The sequence below is a fragment of the Mycolicibacterium bacteremicum genome, assembly GCF_002086115.1.
GTDB classification, from domain to species: domain Bacteria; phylum Actinomycetota; class Actinomycetes; order Mycobacteriales; family Mycobacteriaceae; genus Mycobacterium; species Mycobacterium bacteremicum.
Genome location: NZ_MVHJ01000003.1, coordinates 291,531 through 310,966 on the forward strand (window position 1 = coordinate 291,531; position 19,436 = coordinate 310,966).

At 69.4% G+C, this 19,436-nt stretch carries 21 protein-coding genes; 3 read left to right on the top strand and 18 right to left on the bottom strand.

The window, feature by feature from the left end; all coding sequences use genetic code 11:
• Positions 1–63: 63 nt before the first annotated feature.
• Positions 64–924, top strand: coding sequence for a ribonuclease Z (locus BST17_RS05430; RefSeq protein WP_083055920.1), 861 nt, complete (start codon positions 64–66; stop codon positions 922–924).
• Here BST17_RS05430 and BST17_RS05435 read toward each other — a convergent pair.
• Genes BST17_RS05435 through BST17_RS05445 form a run of 3 tightly spaced genes read right to left on the bottom strand, consistent with a single transcriptional unit; the run spans position 908 to position 4,475 of the window.
• Positions 908–1,747 carry a transglutaminase family protein gene (locus tag BST17_RS05435; RefSeq protein ID WP_083055922.1) on the bottom strand — a complete coding sequence of 280 codons (840 nt, stop codon included), beginning with the start codon at positions 1,745–1,747 and terminating at the stop codon, positions 908–910. The genes BST17_RS05430 and BST17_RS05435 overlap by 17 nt on opposite strands.
• Positions 1,747–2,724, bottom strand: coding sequence for an alpha-E domain-containing protein (locus tag BST17_RS05440; RefSeq protein WP_083055924.1), 978 nt, complete (start codon positions 2,722–2,724; stop codon positions 1,747–1,749). Before BST17_RS05440 ends, BST17_RS05435 begins: the two co-directional genes overlap by 1 nt.
• Positions 2,724–4,475, bottom strand: a complete 1,752-nt coding sequence (locus BST17_RS05445) for a circularly permuted type 2 ATP-grasp protein (protein WP_083055926.1) — start codon at positions 4,473–4,475, stop codon at positions 2,724–2,726. Before BST17_RS05445 ends, BST17_RS05440 begins: the two co-directional genes overlap by 1 nt.
• Before the next feature lie 154 nt (positions 4,476–4,629).
• Between BST17_RS05445 and rpsT the strand changes: the two genes are divergently transcribed.
• Positions 4,630–4,890: a 30S ribosomal protein S20 gene (gene rpsT / locus BST17_RS05450; RefSeq protein WP_083055928.1), complete on the top strand. Its 261-nt coding sequence runs from the start codon at positions 4,630–4,632 to the stop codon at positions 4,888–4,890.
• Between the two features lie 212 nt (positions 4,891–5,102).
• Here rpsT and holA read toward each other — a convergent pair whose 3' ends face one another.
• The 7 genes from holA to BST17_RS05485 all read right to left on the bottom strand — a co-directional run bounded on the left by holA (position 5,103) and on the right by BST17_RS05485 (position 10,990).
• Positions 5,103–6,056 (bottom strand): DNA polymerase III subunit delta, encoded by a 954-nt coding sequence (holA, locus tag BST17_RS05455; RefSeq protein WP_083055930.1) that lies wholly within the window; start codon positions 6,054–6,056, stop codon positions 5,103–5,105.
• A 77-nt stretch (positions 6,057–6,133) separates the two neighbouring features.
• Positions 6,134–7,651, bottom strand: a complete 1,518-nt coding sequence (locus tag BST17_RS05460; RefSeq protein WP_083055932.1) for a ComEC/Rec2 family competence protein — start codon at positions 7,649–7,651, stop codon at positions 6,134–6,136.
• On the bottom strand, positions 7,652–8,473 hold the full coding sequence (locus BST17_RS05465; RefSeq protein ID WP_083055934.1) for a ComEA family DNA-binding protein: 822 nt from the start codon (positions 8,471–8,473) through the stop codon (positions 7,652–7,654).
• Between the two features lie 95 nt (positions 8,474–8,568).
• Positions 8,569–9,006, bottom strand: coding sequence for a VOC family protein (locus tag BST17_RS05470; protein ID WP_083055936.1), 438 nt, complete (start codon positions 9,004–9,006; stop codon positions 8,569–8,571).
• Between the two features lie 6 nt (positions 9,007–9,012).
• A complete protein-coding gene (locus BST17_RS05475) occupies positions 9,013–9,414 on the bottom strand; it encodes a DUF6841 family protein (protein WP_133053511.1) in 402 nt (133 codons plus the stop codon).
• Positions 9,415–9,431: 17 nt separating this feature from the next.
• On the bottom strand, positions 9,432–10,316 hold the full coding sequence (locus BST17_RS05480) for an alpha/beta fold hydrolase (RefSeq protein ID WP_083055940.1): 885 nt from the start codon (positions 10,314–10,316) through the stop codon (positions 9,432–9,434).
• Positions 10,313–10,990, bottom strand: coding sequence for a TetR/AcrR family transcriptional regulator (locus BST17_RS05485; protein ID WP_083055942.1), 678 nt, complete (start codon positions 10,988–10,990; stop codon positions 10,313–10,315). Before BST17_RS05485 ends, BST17_RS05480 begins: the two co-directional genes overlap by 4 nt.
• A 300-nt stretch (positions 10,991–11,290) precedes the next feature.
• On the opposite strand from BST17_RS05485, the gene BST17_RS05490 reads away from it, so the two are divergent.
• A complete protein-coding gene (locus BST17_RS05490) occupies positions 11,291–12,361 on the top strand; it encodes an NAD(P)H-dependent amine dehydrogenase family protein (RefSeq protein ID WP_083055944.1) in 1,071 nt (356 codons plus the stop codon).
• Here the strand turns inward: BST17_RS05490 and BST17_RS05495 are convergent.
• The 8 genes from BST17_RS05495 to BST17_RS05530 form a co-directional block, all read right to left on the bottom strand.
• Positions 12,345–13,181, bottom strand: coding sequence for a DegV family protein (locus BST17_RS05495; RefSeq protein WP_083055946.1), 837 nt, complete (start codon positions 13,179–13,181; stop codon positions 12,345–12,347). The genes BST17_RS05490 and BST17_RS05495 overlap by 17 nt on opposite strands.
• Complete coding sequence (gene octT / locus BST17_RS05500) at positions 13,178–13,921, bottom strand: diglucosylglycerate octanoyltransferase (protein WP_083055948.1); 744 nt, start codon at positions 13,919–13,921, stop codon at positions 13,178–13,180. The genes BST17_RS05495 and octT overlap by 4 nt, the downstream gene beginning before the upstream one ends.
• Positions 13,911–14,567 (bottom strand): glucosyl-3-phosphoglycerate phosphatase, encoded by a 657-nt coding sequence (gpgP, locus tag BST17_RS05505; RefSeq protein ID WP_083055950.1) that lies wholly within the window; start codon positions 14,565–14,567, stop codon positions 13,911–13,913. Before gpgP ends, octT begins: the two co-directional genes overlap by 11 nt.
• Positions 14,564–14,944: a ribosome silencing factor gene (gene rsfS, locus BST17_RS05510; protein WP_083055952.1), complete on the bottom strand. Its 381-nt coding sequence runs from the start codon at positions 14,942–14,944 to the stop codon at positions 14,564–14,566. Before rsfS ends, gpgP begins: the two co-directional genes overlap by 4 nt.
• On the bottom strand, positions 14,941–15,573 hold the full coding sequence (gene nadD, locus BST17_RS05515) for a nicotinate-nucleotide adenylyltransferase (protein WP_083055954.1): 633 nt from the start codon (positions 15,571–15,573) through the stop codon (positions 14,941–14,943). Before nadD ends, rsfS begins: the two co-directional genes overlap by 4 nt.
• Before the next feature lie 118 nt (positions 15,574–15,691).
• Positions 15,692–17,137 carry a vWA domain-containing protein gene (locus BST17_RS05520; RefSeq protein WP_083055956.1) on the bottom strand — a complete coding sequence of 482 codons (1,446 nt, stop codon included), beginning with the start codon at positions 17,135–17,137 and terminating at the stop codon, positions 15,692–15,694.
• 13 nt (positions 17,138–17,150) lie between these two features.
• On the bottom strand, positions 17,151–18,035 hold the full coding sequence (locus tag BST17_RS05525) for an AAA family ATPase (RefSeq protein WP_083056088.1): 885 nt from the start codon (positions 18,033–18,035) through the stop codon (positions 17,151–17,153).
• 31 nt (positions 18,036–18,066) lie between these two features.
• The gene (locus BST17_RS05530; protein ID WP_407937733.1) at positions 18,067–19,386 is read right to left on the bottom strand and encodes a glutamate-5-semialdehyde dehydrogenase; all 1,320 of its coding nucleotides are present in this window, start codon (positions 19,384–19,386) and stop codon (positions 18,067–18,069) included.
• Positions 19,387–19,436: the final 50 nt, after the last annotated feature.

Sequence of the window (19,436 nt, forward strand, 5' to 3'; positions counted from 1 at the left end):
CGATCGGCACCCGATTGGTCGATTGTCCGCACTCGGCGCCCGAATCCGCGTATATGTGGGCCCATGATCGAGGTGACGCTGCTGGGCACCGGCAGTCCCATCCCCGACCCCGCGCGGGCCGGCCCGTCCACCCTGGTCCGGGCCGGCGGGCAGACGTTCCTGGTCGATTGCGGTCGCGCGGTGCTGCAGCGGTTGGCCGCGGCCGGATCGGCGGCCAACCAGCTCAGCGCGCTGCTGCTGACCCACCTGCACAGTGACCACATCGCCGATCTGGGCGATGTGCTGATCACCCGGTGGATCAGCACCTTCGGCCCGGACCCGGCACCGCTGCCGATCATCGGCCCACCCGGGACCGCGGCGGCGGTGCAGGCGATGCTGACGGCCTTCGGCCACGACATCGGCTACCGCATCGCCCACCACGCCGACCTGACCGGGCCACCGCAGGTGCAGGTGTCGGAGTACACCGACGGCACGGTGTGGGACACGGCCGAGGTGCGCGTACTGGCCGCGCCCACCGATCACCGCCCGGTCGCGCCGACGATCGGGTTCCGCGTCGAACACGCCGGGGCGTCGGTTGTGCTGGCCGGTGACACCGTCCCGTGCGCGTCGCTCGACACGCTGGCCGCCGGTGCCGGCGCCTTGGTGCACACCGTGATCCGCAAGGATCTGGTCGACGCCGTGCCGCTGCAGCGGATCCGCGACATCTGCGACTACCACTCCACCGTGGAGCAGGCGGCCGATACCGCCGCCCGGGCCGGAGTGGGCATCCTGATCCTGACGCATTACGTCCCGGCGATGGTGCCCGGGACCGAGGACCAGTGGCGCGCGTTGGCCGCGGCCCGATTCGGCCGCCAGATCGAGCTGGGTGACGACCTGCACCGGGTGCAGGTACATCCCGGTGTCTGCGTCAGGCCAGCCGGGTGATCTCCACGACGACGTCGAGATCGGTGGATCCCTCGCCGGAGTAGATGCCTTTCAACGGGGTGACATCGGCGTAATCACGTCCGACGCCGACGCTGATGTACTGCTCGTTGATGTCCTTGTCGTTGGTCGGGTCGTAGTGCCACCAGTCACCGGTCCAGGCCTGGATCCAGGCGTGGCTCTGGCCCTCGATGGTCTCCCCGACCTTGGCCGACCGCCGCGGATGCAGGTACCCCGACACATAGCGAGCCGGAATCCCCATGCTGCGCAACAGGATCAGCGTGAGATGTGCGAAGTCCTGGCAGACGCCCTTCCCCTCGCGCAGCGCATCCAGCCCCGACGAGTGCACACCGGTGGTTCCCGGCACGTACTGCAGTTCACCGTTGACCCAGCGCGCGGCCTCGATCACCGCCTGCTGCGGTTCGAAGCTCTTGACGAACTGTCGGCCGACCCGCTCGATGCGCTTGCTGGCCGGCGTGTAGACCGTCGGGGTGAGTAGTTCGTCGAAACGGTCGACCACCGCTTCGGAGGCGAGATCGTCCCAGGTGACCGTCGACTCCGGCAGGTCGGGTTTCTCGGTCTCCACCACCGAGGAGGCGGTGACCTCCAACTCGGCGTGCGGCGCGTGCAGATCGAATGTCGTCACCGCGGTACCCCAGTAGTCGACATAGCGGTACTGACGGGTCGCGGGGATGGTCTCGACCCGGTTGAGAATGACGTTCTGCCGCGAATCGGATCGCGGGGTCAGGCGCGCCTCGTTGAACGATGCCGTCACGGGCGACTTGTAGGCGTAGCCCGTGGCATGGACCACCCGCATGCGCCACATCAGATCTCCCCCTCTTCGATGACGGCGCCGTTGGCGCGCCCGGCATCGGTCCACGCCACCCAGGGGGCGGAGTGAAAGTACTGCAGTGCCAATGCCTCTCCTACCTCGATGCAGGTCCGTTGCAGTTCGGCCAGCTGGTCCTCCAGCGATTCGAGCAGCAGACCGGGACGCAGGAACTCCAGCTCACTGCGGGCCCGGCCGAGCAGACGCTGCGCTTCCGCCGTGGAGCCGACGCGGTTGTGCCTGCTGTTGATCAGCTCGTCGAGGCTGTGCTCGGCCAACCGCAGCGAGTAGAACACCGAGCGCGGGAAAAGCCGGTCCAGGAGCAGGAATTCGACCACCCGGCCGGCATCGAGCACACCGCGGTAGGTGCGCAGATAGGTGTCGTGGGCGCCCGCCGATCTGAGCACCGTCACCCACGCCGGCGACGATCCGCTGTCGCCGACGCGGGACAGCAGCATGCGTACCGTCATGTCGACGCGTTCGATGGCCCGGCCCAGCACCATGAACCGGTAGCCGTCATCGCGGGACAGCGTGGAGTCGGCGAGCCCGGCGAACATGGCGGCGCGGCCCTCGACATAGGCCAGGAACTCGTGCGGGCCCAGCCTCCTGGCTGCGCGCTCGCGTTCGGCGAGCGCGTTGTAGGTGGTGTTGAGACACTCCCACATCTCGGTCGAGGTGACTTCGCGTGCGCCGCGGGCGTTCTCGCGCGCGGCGGTGATGGATTCGACGATCGAGGAACCACCGCCGGTGTCCCGGCTGAAGGCGACCAGATCGGTCAGCGACCAGACGTCCAACTGCTGTTCGGGCGGTTCGATGTCCAGAACCCGCAACAGCACCCGCGACGTCTGGTCGGGATCGACACTGGAGTCTTCGAGGAGCTGGTGGACCACCACGTCCAGGATGCGCGCGGTGTCGTCGGCGCGCTCGACGTAGCGGCCGATCCAGTACAGCGATTCCGCGTTGCGTGCCAGCATCAGTCGACCTCCGCCTGTTGCTGCTGCTGTTGCTGTTGCTGCTGTTCGGAGGAACCCCAGGCGTCGCGCGACTGCTGCTGGGTCTGGGAGGCCGACTCGCTCTTGCCGTCCCGGCCCGCCTTGCTACTGCGGGACACCTTCTCCGCGACCGAGGCCTTGGCGTTCTTGGTGGTGTCGGGCAGCGAGCGCACCACCTCGGCGGCGGCCAGCTCCCGATCCGCGGCGGAGGTGCGCGAGGCCAGCACCCAGGTGTCCTTCGAGCCGCCGCCCTGACTGGAGTTCACCACCAGGGATCCCTCCGGTAACGCCACCCGGGTCAGCCCGCCGGGCAGCACCCAGACATCGTCACCGTCGTTGACCGCGAACGGGCGCAGATCGACATGGCGCGGCACCAGCTTGTCGTCGATCTTGGTCGGCACCGTCGACAACTGCACGACCGGCTGCGCGATCCAGCCACGCGGGTCGGCCCGGATCTTCTTCGAGATCGCGGCGAGCTCCTTGGGCGACGCGTCGGGACCGAACACGATGCCGTAGCCCCCGGACCCCTCCACCGGCTTGATCACCAGGTCGGCGACCGCGTCGAGGACGGCTTCGCGCTCGTCGTCGAGCCAGCAGCGGTAGGTGTCGACATTGGCCAGCAGCGGCTTCTCGCCGAGGTAGTACTGGATGATCGTCGGCACGTAGGTGTAGACCAGCTTGTCGTCGCCGACGCCGTTGCCGATGGCGCTGGAGATGACCACGTTGCCCGCCCGCGCGGCGTTGACCACCCCGGCCACCCCCAGCACGGAGTCCGGCTTGAACTGCATCGGGTCCAGGTAGTCGTCGTCGATGCGGCGGTAGATGACATCGACCTGACGCTCACCCTCGGTGGTGCGCATATAGACGGTGTTGTCGCGGCAGAACAGGTCGCGGCCCTCGACGAGCTCGACGCCCATCTGCCGGGCCAGCAGCGAATGCTCGAAGTAGGCGGAGTTGTAGACACCCGGCGTCAGCACCACGACCGTCGGGTCGGCCTCGTTGGTGGCCGCCGCCTTGCGCAGGGCGCGCAGCAGGTGCGAGGAGTAGTCGCCGACCGCGCGCACCCGGTGGCTGGCGAACAGGTTCGGGAACACCCGCGCCATGGTGCGGCGGTTCTCCATGACATAGGACACACCCGAGGGCGAGCGCAGGTTGTCCTCCAGCACCCGGAAGGTGCCCTGCGCATCGCGGACCAGGTCGATGCCGGCGACGTGGATGCGTACGCCGTTGGGCGGGACGATACCGACCGCCTCGCGGTGGAAGTGTTCGCAGGAGGTGACCAGTCGGCGCGGGATGACGCCGTCACGCAGGATCTCCTGCTCGCCGTAGATGTCGTCGAGGTAGAGCTCGAGGGCCTTGACCCGCTGAGCGATGCCCTTCTCCAGCCGGGACCATTCGGCCGCCGAGATGACCCGGGGCACCAGGTCGAGTGGGAAGGGGCGTTCCTGACCGGACAGCGAGAAGGTGATGCCCTGGTCGACGAAGGCGCGGCCGAGCGCCTCGGAGCGCGCCTCCAGCTCGGAGGCATCCGATGGCGAGAGTTCGGTGAAGATCCCCTTGTAGGGCGCGCGGACGTTGCCTTCGGCGTCGAACATCTCGTCGAAGGCCGCGGAGTACCTGCCCGAGTCGCCGTAGCCGTCGAAGACCCCGGACTGACGTTTGGCCGTGCGGGGGTTGGAGCGTGAGGTGCGGACGGACTCATGGGGAAGGGTTCGTAGACTCACCGGTGCCATGCTGCCGCATCCCCCGCGTTTCGGCAGGTTAGTCCGCTCGCTTTGGGTGTTTCGCGCCCGCGCTGGTAACCTGGACAACCGCTGCCCAGCGGTCGTTGATCAGCCGGGCCTTGAAGACTTACACCAACCGACGTTTTGCGAAGGAACTACACGCGTGGCCAACATCAAGTCGCAGGAAAAGCGCATCAAGACCAACGAGCGCCGGCGTCTGCGCAACCAGTCCGTGAAGTCGTCGCTGCGCACGGCTGTCCGCGGACTGCGCGAGGCCATCGAGGCCGGCGACAAGGACAAGGCCGGCGCTCTGCTGGTGGCGACCAACCGTCAGCTCGACAAGGCCGCCAGCAAGGGTGTCATCCACAAGAACCAGGCGGCCAACAAGAAGTCTGCGCTGTCGCTGGCCGTCAACAAGCTCTGACGCTGTTCGACTGACCCGCGCGTCGACGATGATCGTCACGCGCGGGTTTTTGCGTGCCCGGGGTCGGCCGGGTCGGCGGCCTGATGTCCGCCCGCAGGCCGCGCGCACTGTACCGGCAAGCCCGGTGCGCACCGGCCGCAGAACGCGTGCGCTGTGCCGTCAGGCCCGCTGCGCACCGCCCGCAGGCCGCGCGCTGTGCCGGCTGGTCGCCGTCAGTCCGACGCCAGCTCAGCCACCCGGCGGACCGCCTTCTCCAGGGCGAAGTCCGCATCGGCGGCGGCACCCTTCACATCGGCATTGAGCGCGGCGACCACCCGGATCGCCTCGGCAACCCGGTCGCGTGACCATCGCCGCGACTGCTTCTGCGCCTTCTGGATGCGCCACGGCGGCATGCCGAGCTCGCCGGCGAGCCGGTAGGGGTCGCCCTGCACCGGTCCGACCCGGGCGATCGTGTGCACAGCCTCGGCCAGCGCGTCGGCCAGCACCACGTGCGGCTCTCCGCTGTGCATGGCCCAGCGCAGCGCCTCCGCCGCGCCGGGCACGTCACCGGTGACCGCCTTGTCGGCGATCTCGAACCCCTTCACGTCGGCCTTCCCGCTGTGATAGCGGCGGACCGCGGCGACGTCGACCGGACCGTCGGTGTCGGCCACCAACTGCGAACACACCGCCGCCAGTTCGCGGATGTCGGAGCCCACCGCGTCGAGGATCGCGGTGACGGTGGCATCGTCGACCTTCGTCTTCAATGCGCGGAACTCGCGCCGGACGAAATCCGCACGCTCGGCCGGTTTGGTGATCTTGGCGCAGGAATGCACCTCGGCGCCAAGCTTTTCGAGCTGGCCGGCCATCGCCTTGGCGCGCCCGCCCCCGGAGTGCAGCACGACCAGCAGGGTGCCCGGCGGCAGGTCTGCGGCCGAGCTGACGATCAGCGCCACCGCGTCCTTGCCGGCCTCACCGGCTGCCTCCAGCACCACCACCCGCTCGTCGGCGAACAGCGAGGGGCTCAGCAGTTCGGCGAGCTCGCTGGTGCTCACCTCCCCGGCGCGCAGCCGGTCCACCGGGACGTCGGTGGTGCCGGCCCGTTTACGCGCCGCCCGCAACACGCTCGCCACGGCGCGCTCGACGAGCAGTTCCTCGTCACCGAGCACCAGGTGCAGTCCCTCGCTCACGTGACCGCCTCGCCGGCTCGGCCGTCACGCGCAGTGCTGGTGATTCGCTCGCACGCTTCGCTCACGTACTGATCGTGTCACGCCGACCCGACAATGCCGGACACGGTCCAGGCCAACAGGCAGCACAGTCCGCCAGCGGTGAGACGACGGCACCAGCGCCACCGCCAGGTCGCGATCACCGCGACGGTGACCGCGGCCACCAGCACCATGCCCACGACCCCCGACGGCACCGACACCGTCGCGCCCGGCACCGCGGCGACCCGCCGGGCCACGACCAGCAGCCACCACAGCTCGGGACCGGTGAACCGGATCAGCAGTTCGGCACCCGGCGACCACCCGGCCGACAGCGCCGCGGCCACCGTGCCGATCACCGTGATCGGCGGGATCACGGCTCCCACAAGCAGGTTGGCAAGCACGGCGAGCACACTGACGCTGCCCGACATCCCGGCGATCAGCGGCGCGGTGACCGCCTGCGCGGCCGCGGCGATACACACCGCGTCGGCCAGCGGCTTCGGCCAGCCGCGCGCCACGAGCCGGCGCGACCACACCGGAGCGATCAGCACCAGCGCCGCGGTCGCCACCACCGACAGCGCGAAACCGGCGTCCACCGCCAGTTGCGGTGCCACCGCCATCAGGGCGATCACCGTCGACGACAGCACCGGGATGGCTTGCCGACGCCGGTGCGACACCACCGCGAACAGGCCGATGGCGCCCATCACGGCGGCCCGCAACACGCTGGCCGACGGTTCCACCACGATGACGAACGCGATGAGCACCAGCAGCGCCAGCCCGGCCGCGAGTCGCGGTCCCACCAGCGCCGCCGACAGCAGCGCCGCCCCGCACACGATGGTCACGTTGGCTCCGGAGACCGCCGTCAGATGCGTCAGGCCCGATGTCTTGAAGTCGGCGGCCGTGGTGGCGGTGACCGCGGAGGTGTCTCCGAGCACGAGGGCCGGCAGCATCGCGGCCTGCTCGGCGGGCAGCACCCGGCGCGCGGCGGCGGCGAACCGTGCCCGCACGTGCCCGGCGAGCCGACGGACTCCCGGAGCGTCCCCCAGTGTCGGCTCCCCCACCGCGGTGAGCACCGCGACGCTCAGATCGGCCCGCAGCGGACGGCCGATCCGGGCGCGGAAGGTGGCGGGGCGGCCCACGGTCAGGTCGGCGAAGTCCGCTACCGGCGCGAACACCAGCACCATTCCGGTCATCGGGTCGCCGTCGACCACGCGCAGGCCGGCGCGGAACATCATCCGCCCGCGCCCCAGCGAGCGCGGCGACTCGGTCGGCGCGACCGTCACCGTGGCCGACCCGCCGTAGCGGTCGGCGACCGGATGGTGGCGCACCTGCTCGGTACGCAGCGCCACCGACACCCCGAACGCCGTACCGATGACCGCGACGGCACCGATCCCGGCGATTCCCATCTGCACGGCACCCCACCGCGACAGCGCGAACGTGGCAACCGCCGCCAGCAGCACCGCGGTGAGCATCATCGTTGCGCCTGGCCACATGATCCCCACCGCGGTGACCGCCCAGGTGGTCAGCGCAGCCGGCACCAGCCGGATATCGAGCGGACGCTCCTCGGGGTTCGAGACGGTCATTCACGTGACCACCCGATCGCGCAGTTTGTCCAGTCGGGCCGGGCCGATGCCGTCCACCTCGCCGAGTTGGTCGACACTGGCGAAGGGACCGTTGGCATCTCGCCACGCGATGATGGCCGCGGCGGTGACCGGTCCCACACCGGGTAGTGCGTCGAGTTCCTCGGCGGTGGCGGTGTTCAGGTTCAGCGCACCGGTGTCGGCGGGGCCGTCGGGGCGCGGCGCAGCGGATTCCTCCGCCGTCATCGAACTGACCGAACTGCCCATCGGCGAAGGCGATCCGGGCGGCGCGGCGATGCCGACAATGATCTGTTCGCCGTCGGTGACCCGTCGCGCCATGTTCAGCCCCATCAGATCGGCACCGTCGAGCGCGCCGCCGGCCCCCTCCACGGCGTCGGCGATGCGGTCGCCGACGGTGAGCGTCACCAGGCCGGGGCTGTGCACCAGACCGACCACACTGACCACAACGGGTCCCTCCGGCGGTGGCGCCGGCGCCGACTCGGCGGCGGTCGAGACCATCTGCACCGGTGGGAGATTCGCCGCGGTGACCGGACGGTCCGGGCTGCGCACGACGGTGAACACCGTGACCAGCACCGCGATCACCCCCACCCCGAGCAGCGCCGCGACACCCGCCCTTCCCGGGTCGGCGCGCAACGTGGCCATCCAGTCGCGCGGTGTGCGAGGAGCCGACCCGTCGGGCAGCCAGCGGGCCAGGATGGCATCGGACCCGTCGTCGGGATCATCGGTGACGGCCGGGTCCGCGGAGTTGTCGCGGCCGGCGCCCATCCGACGGGAGAGCCGCTGTGCCGGCGATTCGGTGTCCATGCGCCCGACGGTAGGCACCGCCCCCGACCCGATCGGGAGGTCAGCCGCTCAGCCGCGCGCGGCTGTGGACGAACCCGAGACTGTGGATAACCCGGTCAGGCCGGTGGCAGTTCCTGGGCGAGCATCACGATGATCCCGCTGGGGCCGCGGACGTAGGTGAGTTTGTAGCTGTCCTCGTAGGTCGCCACACCCCGCAGCGGATGACACCCGTGCCGCGCGGCGATCGCGAGTGCCTCATCGATATCGTCGACCGAGAACGCGACGCGATGCATGCCGATCTCGTTGGGACGGGTCGGATGTGTCGGGATCGCGGCCGGATGGATGTACTCGAAAAGTTCGAGGCGGCCGTGACCGTCCGGTGTCTGCAGCATGGCGATCTTGCAGTGGTTGCCGTCCAGATCGACCGCGGTGTCTGCCCACTCGCCGCACACGGTGTCGCGGCCGATCACGGTGAGGCCCAGGTCGGTGAAGAACGCGATGGTGGCGTCCAGGTCCTCGACGGCGATGGCGACATTCTCCAATTTGATGGGCATGGTCGCTCACCCGCCGTGCGATGCGAGCACCGCGATCTGCGGGCCCTCCGGGCCGTCCACGACCAGGTAGGTCACGGCGATCCGGCCCAGTTCGGCCCCCTCGGTGTCGCAGCGGACGAACGCTCCGCGGTACAGCGCGGACGCCGCGTTGAGCTCGGTCACCGCGGCGCTGAGCAGCGTGCTGGTCTGGTACCGCTGAGCCCGTAGCCCGTCGACCTGCCCCTGCATGACCGCCGCGACCTGATCGCGGGAGGTGAGGCTGAGCGCGCCTTCGTCGGTGGTGAGGGTCAACGGTACGGCGTAGCAGTTCAGCAGCTCAGCCATCGGCCGCTCACCGCGGGTGGCGGCGGCGAACACGTCGAGGTAGTGGTCGAACCATCTCTGCACCGTCGCGGAATCCATTGCCATACAGACAGGTTAAGGCGTCATCGAGCCGACAGGGTGCGGATGAACTGCGTAATCTCGGCCGGCTTCTGCTCGGCCATGAAATGACCGGCGTCGAGCGGCTGGTACCGCAGATCCGGCGCCCAGGCACCCCAGATGGCGGTGGGATCGAAGCCGAGCTGCGCGCCCCAATCCTGGGAGATGACGCCGACCGGCATCTGCAACTGCCGACCCGCCTCGCGGTCGGCGCGGTCCATCTCCAGATCGATGCCCGCACTTGCCCGGTAATCGGCGACGATGGAGTCCACCGCTGCCACCGAGCTGTCGAGATAGTGCCTGCGCGCATCGGCGGTGAAGGTGGACCCGTCGGCGTCCCAGGCGTCCAGGAAGGACGCGAAGAACTCCTCGGCCACCGCGGCGATCATCTTCTCGGGCAGGCCGGGCGGTTGTGCCATCAGGTAGAGGTGCCAGGCAACCTTCGCCTCGACGCCACACAACACCGACCAGGTGTCCAGCGTCGGCAGCACATCGAGAATGCCCAGATACTGCACAATCTGCGGGTGGTCGAGCCCGGCCCGGACCGCGACCAGAGCGCCGCGATCGTGACCGATCACCCCGAACCGATGGTGGCCCAGCGACTTTGCAACCTCAACGATGTCGCGGGCCATCGTGCGCTTGGAGTAGGTGTCGGGTCCGGACGCGGCTGGTTTGGCACTCGCACCGTAGCCGCGCAGATCGGGCATGATGACGGTGTACGCATCGGCGAGCTCCCGGGCGACGCGTCGCCACATGTAGTGCGTCTGTGGAAACCCGTGCAGCAGAACGACGGCCGGGCCATTGCCGCCGACGGCCACGTTGATGCCGACACCGTCGGCGCCCGGCAGCGTCGAGTAGGTGAATTCGGCAATTCTCAGAGCGGTTCTCATATTTCCTTCGGACGATCGGGGTGTCCGGAGAAGATTCCGGCGGGCAGGTGCCCGGACGCGGCCGGCGCGGCACACAGTGCGGGCAACACAACGGAGTCGACGAGCGCCTGCAGGTAGGTGTCGCCACAGTCGAGTCCGTTCATCCGACGCAGGAGCAGCGCCGCGCCGACGACCTCTTCGAAGGCGAACGGATGGACCTCGTAGGGCAGTTCGCCGCGGCGCACGGCCGCATCGATGACGCTTTTCGGCAGCCGCGCGCCGGTCGGCCCCACGGTCCGCTCGATCTCATCGCAGAGGTCGGGGTCTTCGAGCCCGGCCTGCAGCAGCACCAGCGCGGTCTGACCGTCGGTGGACTGCATGGTGGCGAGCAGCCGCCGGCACAACGCCAGCAGATCGCCCCGCAGACTGCCGGTGTCGATCTCGTCGGCGCCGTCGCGGCGGGCCGGCACCGCCCTGAGCGCGGCACTCACCATGTCGCGCTTGCTCTTCCAGCGCCGGTACAGGGTCGCCTTGGAGGCCCCGGCGCGGCGCGCCACCTCCTCGAACGTCAGCCCGTCGTAGCCCACCTCGGTCAGCAGGGCGAAGGCCACTTCCAGGATGTGCGCCTCGCGCGCATCGTCACGGGGCCGGCCACCGGGGCGGTCGGGCGCCTCGCGCGGGTTAGAGTACGACACGTTTCGTATCGTAAACAACACGACGCCCGGACGACAACCGCGCACGACTCAGTCGCTGTCGACCACCGGCCCGAAGGCACGCTCCGGCACGGCCTGCCACGACCGCCAGGTCTGCAGGCGATCCTGATAGATCGCCTCGATGTCCGGGAGCACCCGGCCGAGGATCAATCGGGCAGGCGGCTGCGCGGCGTCGACGAGTTCCAGGATCGCCGCGCTGATGGCCCCGGGATCACCACTGCGGCCGACGCCGACTTACTCAAACGCCACATCGGTGAACAGTGTGCGAATAGTGTCCACCCCATGTCTGATCTCATCTCCGGCACCCGCCCACCCCTGCGCGTCATCCAGTGGACCACCGGCAACATCGGCCGGCGCTCGCTGCACGCCATCATCGGCCGCGATGACATGGAACTCGTCGGCGTCTACGCCCACGGCGCCGACAAGGTGGGCGTCGATGCCGCCGAGCTCGCCGGCTGGCCGACCCCGACCGGTATCGAGGCCACCAACGACATCAACGAGCTGATCGCGCTCAAGCCGGACGCCTGTTGCTACAACCCGCTGTGGCCGAACATCGACGAACTGGTGGCCCTGCTCGAGTCGGGTGTCAACGTGTGTTCCAGTGCGGCCTGGATCACCGGCGGCAAACAGACACCGGAAGATCTGGAGCGCATCAGAAAAGCCTGCAGCAAGGGCAATTCGACGATCTTCGGCAGCGGCGCCCACCCGGGTATGACGAACATGGTCGGCATGGTGCTGTCCGGCTCCTGCGAACGGGTCGACGAGATCCGGATCACCGAGTCGGTCGACTGCTCGACCTACGAGTCGGCCGAAACCCAGACCGCCATGGGCTTCTCGCAGGACCCCGACACCCCGGGGCTGGCCGAGAGCGTACGTCGGGAGAGCGAGGTCTTCGCCGAGTCCGCGGCGATGATGGCCGACGCGATCGGGGCGCAACTGGACCGGATGACCTTCGATGTCACGTTCACCGCCGCAACCGGGGACTCCGACCTCGGGTTCATGAAGATCCCGGCGGGCACCGTGGGCAGCGTGCTCGGCTACCACCGTGGCTGGGTGGGTGACCGCAACGTCGTCAGCGTCGGGTTCAACTGGACCATGGGCGACAAGGTGACGCCACCCAAACCGCTTGAGCACGGCCACGTCATCCAGGTGTTCGGCATGCCCAACATGCGCACCGTACTGCACTGTCTGCCGCCCAAGGACTGGACCGAGCCCGGCTTCATGGGGCTGGGCATGATCTATACCGCCATGCCGGTGACCAATGCCGTGCCCGCCGTGGTGGCCGCCGCCCCCGGCATCGTCACGCTCAAGGATCTGCCGCCGGTGACAGGCCGGTTCAGTCCGCGAGACTGACGCACGCGCCCACGGCACCGCCGCCCACATGCACGGCCAGCACGGCCCCCATGTCGGTGACCGTCAGCGATTTCAGTTGTGGCAGCCGCGCGGTCAGGGCGGCTCCGAGTTCGGCTGCCGCATCGTGGTTGTCGACGTGGTGCACGCTGACCGACGCCGACCGTTCACCCACCGTCTCGGCGATTGCATCCACCATGGCCGCATGCGCCTTGGACACCGTGCGCACCCGCTGCGCCAGCACCAACCGACCGTCGACGTCGAGGTGCAGCAGCGGCTTGAGCGACAGCGCGGTGCCCAACCACGAAGCGCCCTTGCCGATCCGGCCGCTGCGCCGCAGGTTGTCCAGCCGGTGCACGACGATGAAGACCCGCCCGCGCGGGATCGCCGCGCGCGCCGCGGCCTCGACCGCATCGAGGCGCGCCCCGCCCGCCGCCGCCCGCGCCGCGGCCTGCGCGATGAACCCGACACCCATCGCGGCCGACCGCGAGTTGACCACGCGCACAGCGGAACCGAATTCCCGGGCGGCCGCAGCGGCGGTCGAGTACGTGCTCGACAGCGCCGCCGACAGGTGCACCGCGACGACGCCGTCACCGGCGCTGGCCGCCAATGCCTCGCGGTAGACCTCGGCGAGGTCGGCCGGGGCCGCCCCCGAGGTGGTGACCTGGCTTCGCTCATGGATGTCGTACGGGATCTCGTCGACCCCGTCACGCAGATCGATGTTGTCGACCAGCACGTGCAACGGCACCTGCCGGATCGACCACCTGGCCAACTCCTCGGGCGCCAGCCGCGCCGACGAGTCGGTCACCACCTGAACGGTCATGGCAGAGAACGAGTTTCGGGCGAGTACGCCCCGGCTTCGGCAAGCCCCTTGAGCATCAAGTCGGCCACTGCGGCGTGTGCCTCGAAATTCCAGTGGATCCCGTCGGGGTTACCCTGCCCGCTCATCACGTACTCGCCGACCGCCGCCTTGAGATCGACCACCGGTACCCGGTGCTCGCCGGCCCAACCGGTGATCGCCTTGACGGTGGCATCCCGCCAGCGGTGCGACCTGCCGTAGGTCTCGGCGATGTGCACCGACGGCACGGTGGCCACCACGGGTATCCCGGGGCGGTTGAAGTCGATTGCGGCCCGGGTCTGTTCGAGGTACTCGACGGACAGGTGCGGGGGCAGCGCCGGGCGGGCCACCGCCGAGAGCCGCGGTTGCAGCCAGCCATAGCCGTCCCGGGCCCAACGCCGCAGCACCGGTGGGCGGATATAGCGGATCAACTCTCGCAAAGCCGTGGGCAACGGTGACGGCAGGGAGTCCATGCCGCAGGTCGCGAAGATGACCGCACCGGCACGCGGCAGGGCAGCCCACGAACGCGGGTCCTGGGTGGCCGCCCACCACACGTCGCGACAGGTCCAGCCGATCCGGCCGATCAGCTCGACATCCCAACCCAACTGCGCGGCAACGATATTGGGCCAAATGCGCGGATCGTCGGCGGGCAGTCCGCCGGTCGGGCCGTAGTAGGACAGCGAATCGCAGAAGACCAGCAGGGTCCTGCGCTGCTCAGAGGACATCGTTGGCCACCTGGGCCGAGGCGTTCCAGACATCGAGACGCCACTTGATCGCCTCGTCGACCACGTGCCCGGACAGCTGGGCCCAGCTGGCATTGCCCATCCCGCCGAGCACCGGCCAGTTGTCCACCGGCAGATCCAACAGGGCACCGGTCAGCGCGGCGATCAGACCGCCGTGCGCCACCAGCACCACCGGGCGGTCATAACCGTCGATACCCCAGTCGGATTCGGCGGCGAGCAGCTCCTGCACCAGCGGCACGCTACGGGCGGCGACGTCGACGCGGCTCTCGCCCCCATGGGGCGCCCAACGCGCGTCATCGCGCCAGGCCAGTCGCGCACCGGGCGCCAGCGCGTCGACCTCGATGTGGGTCAGCCCCTGCCAGTCCCCCAGATGCGTCTCCCGCAACCGCTCGTCGACGCGCACCGCGACGCCGGCCCGCTCACCGAGAGCAGTGGCGGTGTCCAGTGCGCGGCGCAGATCGGAAGAGACAATGGCGACCGGTTGCCGCTTGGCCAGCACCTCGGCCGCCGCGGCCGCCTGCTCACGGCCCAGATCGGTCAGGTCGGTATCGAGCTGGCCCTGCATCCGGCTGCCGGCGTTCCACTCGGTCTGGCCGTGGCGTAGCAGGACGAGCCGGCGCACCGTCACTGCGAACCGTCCGGCTGCTCGCCGAGGTTGACGGGCACCGTCGGGCAATCGCGCCACAACCGCTCCAACGCGTAAAACTCGCGTTCCTCGGTGTGCTGGATGTGCACCACGATGTCGACATAGTCCAGCAGGGTCCAGCGGCCCTCCCGGGTTCCCTCGCGCCGGGCGGGTTTGTGCCCCGCCTCGCGCATCTTGTCCTCGATCTCGTCGACGATGGCGTTGACCTGCCGCTCGTTGGAGGCCGAGGCGATCACGAAGCAGTCGGTGATGACCAGCTGTTCGGAGACATCGATGACCACGACGTCGTCGGCCAGCTTGTCGGCGGCGGCCCGGGCCGCAACGGTGGCCATCTCGACTGCTTCTGTCGTTGCCGTCACGACCGGGCCTCCTCAGCGGTGGGTGTGTAGAGATTGCGTTTGGACACGTACTGGACCACGCCGTCGGGCACGAGGTACCAGATGGGCCGGGACTGCTGGGCGCGCAGCCGGCAGTCGCTGGACGAAATCGCCAGGGCGGGGATCTCCACCAGCGACAGCGCTTCGGCGGGGAGCTCCTTCATCGCCGCGGCGATGTGCTCGCCGTCGAGCTCGTAGCCCGGTCGGCTCACCCCGACGAAGCGGGCCAGGGAGAACAGTTCCTCCCAGTTCTGCCAGGACAGGATGGAGGCCAGCGCGTCGGCGCCGGTGATGAAGTACAGGTCGGTATCGGGATTCAGGGCGGCCAGGTCACGCAGGGTGTCCTTGGTGTAGGTCGGGCCGCCACGGTCGATGTCGACGCGGCTGACCGAGAACCTGGGGTTGGCCGCGGTGGCGATCACCGTCATCAGGTAGCGGTCCTCGGGCGCGGTGACCGCGCGGTCACGCTTCTGCCAGGGCTGCCCGGTGGGGACGAACACCACCTCGTCGAGGTCGAACTGATCGGCCACCTCGCTGGCGGCCACCAGATGCCCGTGGTGTACGGGATCGAACGTCCCGCCCATCACTCCCAACCTGCGTCGCGTGGCCACGAACAGGCAGCTTACGGGAGTGATCGGGCGAGCCCGAACCTGGCGAGCGTGCGCGGACTCGGCCACCGCAGCGGCGTGTCGGGCAGCAGACGCGCACGCTCGCCGGAAACGGGGGGGATCAGACGGGCAGCAGCGCGTCGATCACCGCGGCGAGTTGTCTGGCCGACCGGCACTCGTGCATCGGGATCAGATCCTGATAGCGCGGCACCGCCGAGTCCCCGCTACCCCACAGGTGCCTGGGCTCGGGGTTGAGCCAGTGCGCATGTCTGCTGGCGTTGACCATCCGGGTCAGCAGATCGGTCTCGGGATTGCGGTAGTTGTTACGGCCGTCGCCCAGGATCAGCAACGAGGACCGCGGCGAGAGCACGTTCGGGAAGTTCTGCGTGAACGAGACGAACGCGTGCCCGTAGTCGGAGTGCCCGTCGCGGGTGTAGACGCCGGCCTCCCGGGTGATGCGCTGCACCGCGACGGCCAGGTCCGCCTCCGGCCCGAACATGTGGGTGACCTCGTCGGTGGTGTCGATGAAGGCGAACACCCGCACCCGGGAGAACTGCTGGCGCAGCGCCGACACCAGCATCAGCGTGAAGTGGCTGAACCCGGCCACCGAGCCCGACACATCGCAGAGCACGACCAGCTCCGGCCGGGCCGGGTGCGGCTTCTTGAGCACGACGTCGATCGGCACACCGCCGGTCGACATCGACTTGCGCAGCGTCTTGCGCAGGTCGATCTCGCCGTTGCGCGCGCGCCGGCGTTTGGCCGCCAATCGCGTGGCCAGGGTGCGGGCCAGCGGTTGCACGGTCTTGCGCATCTGGCGCAGCTGATCACCGGAGGCACGCAGGAATTCGACGTTCTCGGCCAGCTGCGGCACCCCGTACATCTGCACGTGGTCGCGGCCGAGCTGTTCGGCGGTGCGGCGCTTGGTCTCGGCCTCGACCATCCGCCGCAGCTGCGAAACCCGTTGCGCGGCCAGCGCCTTGGCGATCTCCTCCTGGGTCGGTGTCGGCTCCTCGCCGTACGGCGCGAGCAGCCCGGCCAGCAACCTGCCCTCCAGCTCGTCGAGTGCCATCGCCTTGAGTGCCTGATAGGACGAGTACGACGGTCCGCGGCTGGAGTTGTACCGGCCGTAGGCCTCCACGATGCGGGCGATCATCGCGGCCAGTCGGTCGTCGAAATTCTCCAGTTCGGCCTCGGAGCCCAGCATGTCGATCAACGCCGCGCGCATCGCCTCGACGTCCTCGGGCGGCATCCCCGGTTCGTCGCCGTCGGCATCGGGTTCATCGTCCACGACAGTGCGGTCCCCGAGCGCTGCGGGCCACCACAGGTCGAACATCGCGTCATAGGTGTCCCGGTGATCTGAGCGGCGCAGCACCGCGCAGGCCAGCCCCTCGCGCAGTGCGGAGCGGTCGCCGAGCCCGAGCACGTTGAGCACCCGGCCGGCGTCCACGGTCTCCGACGGGCCCACCGCGATACCCACCCCGCGCAGCGCCTCGACGAACTCCACGAGATGGCCGGGAATTCCGTGCGGGGCCAGCGGTTGTGGCGGGCGGGTGCGTCGAGGGGTCATCGGATGAGCCGCATCAGTTCAATCTCAATTCCCCAGCCGCCTTGGTCTGATCGGACTGATGTTTCAGGACGACGCCGAGGGTGGCCGCGATCATCTCGTCGTCGATGGTGTCCATGCCCAGGGCCAGCACGGTGCGTCCCCAGTCGATGGTCTCGGCCACCGACGGCAGCTTCTTGAGCTGCATGCCGCGCAGCACCCCGATGATGCGCACCAGTTCCGAGGCGATGGTCTCGGGCAGTTCCGGGACGCGCGAGAGCAGGATGCGCCGCTCCAGCTCGGCATCGGGAAAGTCGATGTGCAGGAACAGGCAGCGCCGTTTGAGCGCCTCGGACAGCTCGCGGGTGGCGTTGGAGGTCAGCACCACCAGCGGGGCGCGCTCGGCCTTGATGGTGCCCAGCTCCGGCACCGTGACCGCGAAATCGGACAGCACCTCCAGCAGCAGGCCCTCGATCTCGATATCGGCCTTGTCGGTCTCGTCGATCAGCAGCACGGTGGGGTCGGTGCGGCGGATGGCGGTCAGCAGCGGCCTGCTGAGCAGGAACTCCTCACTGAACACATCGGTCTTGGTCTGGTCCCAGTCCCCGGTCTGGGCGGTACCGGCCTGGATCCGCAGGATCTGCTTGGCGTGGTTCCACTCGTAGAGCGCGCGGGACTCGTCGACGCCCTCGTAGCACTGCAGCCGGACCAGCTCGCTGCCGGTGGTCTGCGCGATGGCGCGGGCCAGTTCGGTCTTGCCGACCCCGGCCGGTCCCTCCACCAGCAGCGGCTTGCCGAGCCGGTCGGCGAGGAACACCGCCGTGGCGGTGGCCTTGTCGGGCAGATAACCGGTTTCGGCGAGCCGCTTGGCGACGTCGTCGATGTCGGCGAACAGGGGCGCCGGACGGGCGGGAACGCTCAACATGGTCTCTTTTCTCTGTGTTCCGGGCGGGTCAGGCCGGCCGAATGTGGCCTTCGGGAGACGAGCCCCACACGATCCACTTGGTCGAGGTCAGTTCGGGCAGCCCCATCGGGCCGCGGGCGTGCAGTTTCTGGGTCGAGATCCCGATTTCGGCGCCGAATCCGAACTGCTCACCGTCGGTGAACGAGGTCGAGGCGTTGACCATCACCGCGGCCGCATCGACCTGGCCGGTAAACGACTGTGCGGCAGCGAGTTCGGTGGTGACGATGGCCTCGGTGTGTCCGGTGCCGTATTCGTTGACGTGCGCGATGGCGCCGTCGACGCCGTCGACGATCTGCACGGCGATATCCATCGACAGGAACTCCTCGCGCAGTTCCTCCTCGCTGGGGTCCAGGTGCACGGTCACCCCGGCGTCCTGCAGCGCGGTCACCAGGCGGGGCAGCGCGGTGTCGGCGACGGCCCGGTCGACCAGCAGCGTCTCGGCGGCGTTGCAGACGCTGGGCCTGCGCGTCTTGGCGTTGAGCAGGATGCGCTCGGCGACATCGAGATCGGCTGCGGCGTGCACGAATACGTGGCAGTTGCCGACGCCGGTCTCGATTGTCGGCACGGTGGCGTCCCGCACCACCGCGTCGATCAGGCCCGCGCCGCCGCGCGGGATCACCACGTCGACCAGACCGCGCGCCTGGATCAGGTGGGTGACGGTGACGCGGTCCTCGCTGGGCAGCAGCTGCACCGCGTCGGCGGGCAGCCCCTCGGCGACCAGCGCGGCACGCAACGCGGACACCAGCGCCGCATTGGACCGGGCCGCCGACGAACTGCCGCGCAGCAGCACGGCGTTACCCGATTTGCAGGTGAGACCGAACGCATCGACGGTGACGTTGGGCCGGCCCTCGTAGACGATGCCGACGACGCCGAGCGGCACCCGCTGCTGGCGCAGCTGCAGCCCGTTGGGCAGCGTGCTGCCGCGCAGCACCTCACCGATCGGGTCGGGCAGCCCGGCGACCTGTCGCAGCCCGGCGGCGATCCCGTCCACGCGCTGCGGGTTGAGGGCGAGACGGTCCAGCATGGCCTCGGCGGTACCGGCGGCGCGGGCGGCGTCGAGGTCCTCGGCGTTGGCGGCCAGGATCTCCTCGACCCGGGCCAGGACGCTGTCGGCGGCCGCGTGCAGGGCGCGATTCTTCTCGGCGGTGCTCAGCACGGCCAGGCGGCGCGATGCGGTGCGCGCCGCAGCGGCCGCATCGTGGACCTGCTGCCTGAGATCTGGAGCCGTTTCCCGGGTCGCTGCGCTCCTGCCCTCCGAAACCATTTCCCGGGTCGCTGCGCTCCTGCCCTCCGAAGCCTTTACGCTCATCGAGCCAGCGTATCGACCATCCGCCGGGATCGGACGGTTGGGGTTACGGT

Excerpts from the sequence above, each read along its gene's own strand:
- BST17_RS05490 (WP_083055944.1), top strand. The coding sequence starts at position 11,291 with ATGTCTGATCTCATCTCCGGCACCCGCCCACCCCTGCGCGTCATCCAG.
- BST17_RS05530 (WP_407937733.1), bottom strand. The coding sequence starts at position 19,386 with ATGAGCGTAAAGGCTTCGGAGGGCAGGAGCGCAGCGACCCGGGAAATG.
- BST17_RS05435 (WP_083055922.1), bottom strand. The coding sequence starts at position 1,747 with ATGTGGCGCATGCGGGTGGTCCATGCCACGGGCTACGCCTACAAGTCG.
- BST17_RS05520 (WP_083055956.1), bottom strand. The coding sequence starts at position 17,137 with ATGACCCCTCGACGCACCCGCCCGCCACAACCGCTGGCCCCGCACGGA.
- BST17_RS05465 (WP_083055934.1), bottom strand. The coding sequence starts at position 8,473 with ATGGACACCGAATCGCCGGCACAGCGGCTCTCCCGTCGGATGGGCGCC.
- BST17_RS05475 (WP_133053511.1), bottom strand. The coding sequence starts at position 9,414 with ATGGCAATGGATTCCGCGACGGTGCAGAGATGGTTCGACCACTACCTC.
- BST17_RS05445 (WP_083055926.1), bottom strand. The coding sequence starts at position 4,475 with ATGGCACCGGTGAGTCTACGAACCCTTCCCCATGAGTCCGTCCGCACC.
- octT (WP_083055948.1), bottom strand. The coding sequence starts at position 13,921 with ATGTCCTCTGAGCAGCGCAGGACCCTGCTGGTCTTCTGCGATTCGCTG.
- BST17_RS05440 (WP_083055924.1), bottom strand. The coding sequence starts at position 2,724 with ATGCTGGCACGCAACGCGGAATCGCTGTACTGGATCGGCCGCTACGTC.
- BST17_RS05495 (WP_083055946.1), bottom strand. The coding sequence starts at position 13,181 with ATGACCGTTCAGGTGGTGACCGACTCGTCGGCGCGGCTGGCGCCCGAG.
- BST17_RS05430 (WP_083055920.1), top strand. The coding sequence starts at position 64 with ATGATCGAGGTGACGCTGCTGGGCACCGGCAGTCCCATCCCCGACCCC.
- BST17_RS05460 (WP_083055932.1), bottom strand. The coding sequence starts at position 7,651 with ATGACCGTCTCGAACCCCGAGGAGCGTCCGCTCGATATCCGGCTGGTG.
- BST17_RS05480 (WP_083055940.1), bottom strand. The coding sequence starts at position 10,316 with ATGAGAACCGCTCTGAGAATTGCCGAATTCACCTACTCGACGCTGCCG.
- BST17_RS05470 (WP_083055936.1), bottom strand. The coding sequence starts at position 9,006 with ATGCCCATCAAATTGGAGAATGTCGCCATCGCCGTCGAGGACCTGGAC.